The 5,407-nt window shown below is 45.3% G+C and carries 4 protein-coding genes and 2 pseudogenes; 3 read left to right on the top strand and 3 right to left on the bottom strand.

Going from position 1 to position 5,407, the window contains the following annotated elements; all coding sequences use genetic code 11:
• Positions 1-383 precede the first annotated feature (383 nt).
• Together NNN64_RS22340 and NNN64_RS22335 are read right to left on the bottom strand one after the other, a co-directional pair.
• Positions 384-606: pseudogene (locus tag NNN64_RS22340) on the bottom strand (SymE family type I addiction module toxin); the annotation flags it as partial.
• A gap of 48 nt (positions 607-654) precedes the next feature.
• Positions 655-1,221 carry a DUF6680 family protein gene (locus NNN64_RS22335; RefSeq protein ID WP_271442817.1) on the bottom strand — a complete coding sequence of 189 codons (567 nt, stop codon included), beginning with the start codon at positions 1,219-1,221 and terminating at the stop codon, positions 655-657.
• Between the two features lie 390 nt (positions 1,222-1,611).
• Between NNN64_RS22335 and NNN64_RS22330 the strand changes: the two genes are divergently transcribed.
• Positions 1,612-3,081: an ATP-binding protein gene (locus NNN64_RS22330; protein ID WP_064178607.1), complete on the top strand. Its 1,470-nt coding sequence runs from the start codon at positions 1,612-1,614 to the stop codon at positions 3,079-3,081.
• A 930-nt stretch (positions 3,082-4,011) separates the two neighbouring features.
• Positions 4,012-4,812 carry an integrase domain-containing protein gene (locus NNN64_RS22325; protein ID WP_271442816.1) on the top strand — a complete coding sequence of 267 codons (801 nt, stop codon included), beginning with the start codon at positions 4,012-4,014 and terminating at the stop codon, positions 4,810-4,812.
• Here the strand turns inward: NNN64_RS22325 and NNN64_RS23430 are convergent.
• Positions 4,767-4,862 (bottom strand): annotated as a pseudogene (locus tag NNN64_RS23430) (ash family protein); the annotation flags it as partial. The gene NNN64_RS22325 and the pseudogene NNN64_RS23430 sit on opposite strands and share 46 nt — an antisense overlap.
• Before the next feature lie 230 nt (positions 4,863-5,092).
• On the opposite strand from NNN64_RS23430, the gene NNN64_RS22320 reads away from it, so the two are divergent.
• Positions 5,093-5,407, top strand: a 315-nt coding sequence (locus NNN64_RS22320; protein ID WP_271442815.1) for an AAA family ATPase, incomplete at its 3' end; no start/stop codon positions are given.

Below are 5,407 nucleotides of genomic sequence, written 5' to 3'. Positions count from 1 at the left end.
ATCATGGAAATGGTGCCATAATCCCCCCTCTGTTATTCACTGATTTTATTAATAAATAAATTCTTCGAATCTCAAATGCAGTTTCCTGCATCTTTTCCTTTTATCCTGATCTGGCTTGTTCGCAACATATGGCAGCGATATTGTGCTCGAAAGCTTCCCGTTTCAGGATGAGCGGTGATCTGAAAGAAGCGCTGATTAACCGATCGGTGGTTTTTTACGTATTGAATATGGGGGTTATAGCAGTTGTTCGGTAAAACCGAATAACTGAAAATGAAAGGCCGCAATGTTGTCTCTTATTGCATGTAGTCCGTAGGCCGGATAAGCGTTAGCGCCATCCGGCACCAATTGAACCTGTAAGAAACGCCTACAGGTTCAGCCGTACTTCACTGGAGAGTCGCCAGCGTGCTCTCAATTCTATTCAACTTCTGATGTGCTTCTTTCAGCTCATCTTGTAACCGTTGCTCCTGCTCGCCATAGGCCATCAGGACGATACAGCCGCTCATCACTTTTACAGTAACCTGTTGCCCGGTATCAAATCCCGCCGCGCGGAGCCACTTGTCGGAAGGGCAATTTTGGGCGTGGCTTGTCGAACACCTTGGGCAGAAAGGCGTTGGAAAGGTTGGGTGTTGAGACTCAAAATAAGCAGTGGGTCTATTAATTATCCTGCTTTCCCGGAATATTTATGATCTCCATTTTTAAGGCATCTTCTCCTGAAAATATTGCAGCTAAACCTTTTCTTATTTTTATCTGATCGCTCTCGATTGCCCCATGGGCAACCGGAGAATATGTGGCTGTTTGTAATTGGACTCGCTCGAAATCATAGCCAATATCTTTTGCAATATCTGATAATAAGTCCAGGAACAAGCTATTACTTGTTTGATTCCATATAGCGCCCTGGGCATTATCGTTACCTGGGTATGAAGTATTCAAGTGTGCAAAATAAAGCTTCCATGAAGATAATACGCTACCCTCAGAAGTGCTCCTCTTTGTCTTTCCTTTTTTTACTTTACCGTAAAATGCTAAGTCTATCATATTTAGCGCGCGAACATGCTCATTGGATAATCTGGCATTCTGAGATCGTGTCGCCATGAGTTGTTTGAATACATCAATCTTCAATGATTTTTTTTGTGAGTACCTTTCAATGAATTTCTGAGTTTGAACTGCTAATAATGGACTAATTACAGTAGCTGTAATGGCTAAAATAGTAAGCGCTGTGCTCATATAATATTCTCAAAGTGAATAGATGTATTTAGAATTTTGAACTGAGAATCATAAAGGAATTTGTGAATGGAGAAGATATGGCAAATGGCGGATATAAGATAAGCAAATTGGCGATCACAGGAGTACCGTTAATGACCTAATTTTATGATAATAAATGATTTTATTTTAATTGCTATTGATTTATATACACATTCCTATACATGCTACCTTTAGTCGCAATATCAGCAGCATCCTTGAATGTCAGGCTATGCCAGAAGGGGGGCTAGGGCGTTCATTGAGCTTACTTTTCACTGGCTGTCCTCAGAATCAGGCGATGTGATGTGGAACATTGCCATGGGCAGTCTAAAGCCATATCCTTGTAACCTGGTATAACTATTGTTCGGTGCTTAAATGTCTGTTTCTAAAGAGGAAGTCGGTTTGCGTTCTTTGCTGAAAGAGCTGGTTTCATTGCCGAAAGAGACTGAGTGGGCAGAATTTAAGCATAATGCAATAAAACCAGAAGAACTCGGAGAGTATATCTCGGCACTGGCAAATTCGGCTGCTTTGCTTGGAAAGCCAACAGCCTATATGGTGTGGGGTGTTGATGATGAGACTCATTCTATAATCGGTACGGATTTCAAACCCTCTCTGGCTAAGCATAAACAGCAGGAGCTGGAAAGCTGGCTGTTGCAGGGCCTGGAACCAAAGATTGATTTTACATTTCATGAATTTTCGTCACCTGAGAATGATGCGGTTGTCATTCTGGAGATAAATGCTAATTGCCATACCCCTGTGCGTTTTTCGGGAACAGAATTTATTCGTATTGGCTCTTATAAAAAACCGCTGGGTAAACACCCAGAAAAAGAGCGTGCCCTCTGGCGTGTCTTTGATCGGAAACCCTGGGAATACCGCGTAGCACGGGACAAGTGCTCTATTGATGAGGTGTTGCAGTTAATCGACTACCCATCGTTCTTCTCGCTCTTATCTCAACCGTTACCAGACAACAAAGATTCTATAATGGATTACCTTGCAAAGGATTTTGTTGTTGAGAGAAATGATGCGGGGTCCTGGGATATTACCAATCTTGGTGCAATACTTTTTGCACGAGAATTAGATGCCTTTAAAAATTTGTCCCGCAAAGCCATTCGTTTAATCCAGTACGATGCAAATAATCGTTTTAAAACGGTAAAGGAACTACAAGGCCATAAAGGTTATGCCGTCGGTTTTGAAGGCTTGATTGATTATATTAATAACCTTTTGCCATCAAATGAGGTGATTGGGAAGGCTTTTCGCAGCGAAGTAAGAATGTATCCGGAACTGTCTATACGAGAAGTTGTTGCCAACTCGCTGATTCACCAGGATTTCAACATTGGCGGGACGGGGCCAATGCTTGAGTTGTTCGCCGATCGCATGGAAATTTCGAATCCTGGCATACCATTAGTGGCGATTGATCGCCTTCTTGATTCTCCCCCGCGTAGCCGTAATGAAAGAATAGCCTCTCTTATGCGCAGGATGGGGATCTGTGAAGAACGGGGAAGCGGTATCGATAAAGTTGTTATTGAAACTGAGATTTATCAGCTTCCAGCCCCTCAGTTTGAAGTTTATCAGGAGCATACGAAAGTCACTTTGTTTGCTCATCGCGATTTTAAGGATATGGATAATGAGGAAAAAGTCAGGGCGACTTACCTTCATTGTGTATTGAAGTACCTTGAAAAGGTTCCGATGAACAACACCACGCTGCGGGAAAGATTTGGTGTTGATGAAAAAAACAGCGCAATGATTAGCCGTATCATCAAGGAAGCAATGAAAGAAGGTCGTATCAAACAATACGATTCATCAGTAGGAACCAAGGCAATGCGCTACATCCCATTCTGGGCGTAGTTGGGGATTTGCTTGATGGTTGCTTGATTCTGGCTCTTGGTTGTAAGCGTGATTTATATTTTCATTATTGAAAACAAAAAGATAGAATCTTTCCCGCTCTGCAATTTGCTTGATGGTTGCTTGATCCGAAGGTCTTTTCACCCTTCTCCAGCCGTCGATTTCCTGTTTTGGTGATATCCAGGCATCAACAAACATTCCTGCCGATTATGGAAATGGTGTCATAATCACACCTCTGTTATTTACTGATTTTATTAATAAATAAATTCTTCAAATCCCAAATACAGTTTCCTGCATCTTTTTCTTTTCTCCTGATCTAGCCTGTTCGCAACACATGGCAGCGATGCTGCGCCCGAAAGCTTCCCGTTCCAGGATGAGCGGTGATCTGAAAGAAGCGCTGATGGCGATCAATCCCGCAGGTCAATACGGAAGTAGCGTGGTCTGAAACTGACTGTCTGTCTTTGATACAGGCGACCACATCCTTTTATCGTTGAGCTGTTGCAGGCACAACGACCAGACAGAGGGCAGGCAGGAAATCAGGACGGCATTGCCGAAGGCTTTGCGTCCGGATTCCTGCCGGAGAGGTAAAACGCGGCGTCACTTTAATACGCGTAAGCGGGTGAAAGTGACGCCAGTGCGCAACACCGCTTCAGCCCAGTACCTGTCTGCAAAATCACTGCAACAATCCGACTGACACCTAAAGCGGCTGTCAGAATTTCAACCCAAAAACAGAGGAGAAAACCGCTTTACCGAACCGATACCGGAGGACAGGCAATTGTGCCTGTGGGGATTTACCTGCTCTGGCAGGCGGCTGCATTCGTGCATCACCGTACCCCGTCATACCTCATCCGCGCATCTTCCGGCGCACCGGTATCTTTCGACACAGCACGCTGTGACCAGACCGCGCGCCGGAGGACTGAGTGGAGAAATGCTATGCCGAGACTTACGCAACGCATGGAAAAACTCGCCCTGCTGGCTGGCGGCAGTTTTAAAACCATCCATGACCGCATCCGCATTGCCGGACGTTTAAGCCAGCATCTGCACAGGCTGAATATCCAGATTAAGGATCTCCAGCATCTTAAATCATCGCATATCGAGAGTTATATCCAGGCGCGGCTGGATTCAGGTATCACGCCGCGCACGCTTCAGAACGAAATGGCGGCGCTGCGCACTATCCTTGCGCAGGCTGGGCGTGAAAAATTCGCGCATTCAGAACGTATCAGCAACAAAGCGCTTGGCCTGGGTAACGCCAGCCGGGCCGGAACTCACCGGGCGCTGACGCCGGATCGCTGGCAGGCTGCACTGGTTGATTTTCGCGGCAGGGATGAAGGTCTGGCGGTTACTCTGGAGCTGGCCCGCGCGATGGGGCTGCGTTCACAGGAAGCGGTACAGTGCTGTCAGTCACTGAAAAGTTGGGCTGCTGCGCTTGATCGTGGTGACGAACGGCTACAGGTGGTGTTTGGCACCAAAGGCTCACGCCCCCGGAAGACACTGGCGCTGGAGCCAGAACGCTTACGGGAGATCCTGAGCCGGGCCATACCGCTGGCAGAGCAGCGCCACGGACGTCTTATAGATAAACCAGACCTGCGCAGTGCTATGAATTACTGGCGCTCAAGCGCCTCCCGTGCCGGGTTAACGCCATCACCGGAGACGCCAGGCTCACTGGTGATGACCCAGACAGGGTTGGCGTACCGGTTATCACGACCCGGCGCTTCTTTCGAAGCCCCTGCCTGAGCCACCATTGAAGGGGCGAGCGTAGGCCGCGCCAGTAGCACAGCAAACATCGCTACCGACACTCGTGATAATTCGGAACGCCAATTCCGGTTGCGGTTTTGCCGCAACGTGACCAATATAACTCAAAATTGTGGAGAAAAGCCACGTGCCATTAAGAATATCCGAATTACGTATAAATTATTTTGTGTGAGTTTGATCTTGCGCAACGATTTGAAAATAGGACATTTAACAAATTCTATTAATTGCTATTGTTGTGTTTTTACTAATACAAGGCATTAAGATGAAAATAACTTTCTTTGCAGTTAATAATTTTCGTGGAATATCTGGAGGTCTTGATATAAATAAAATAATATTCAAGGACACAAATACGCTATTTATATATGGGCAGAACAATGCGGGGAAATCAAGTTTTCTCAAAGCATACGAGTTTTTTTATAATGATGAAGAACCTTCTAATGATGATTTTTACAGGAAAAATTTACAAAATAGCATAGAGTTTGAGTTAGAGGTAGAGCTCGATGCACTAGATAGAGATAGAATTGAAACGAATGCACCTAAACAAAAGGAAAGTTATAAAAAATACGCAGTTAATAAT

This window comes from Citrobacter sp. Igbk 14 (assembly GCF_028069825.1).
Classification (GTDB): domain Bacteria; phylum Pseudomonadota; class Gammaproteobacteria; order Enterobacterales; family Enterobacteriaceae; genus Citrobacter.
This window is presented reverse-complemented; position numbering and strand designations above follow the sequence as displayed.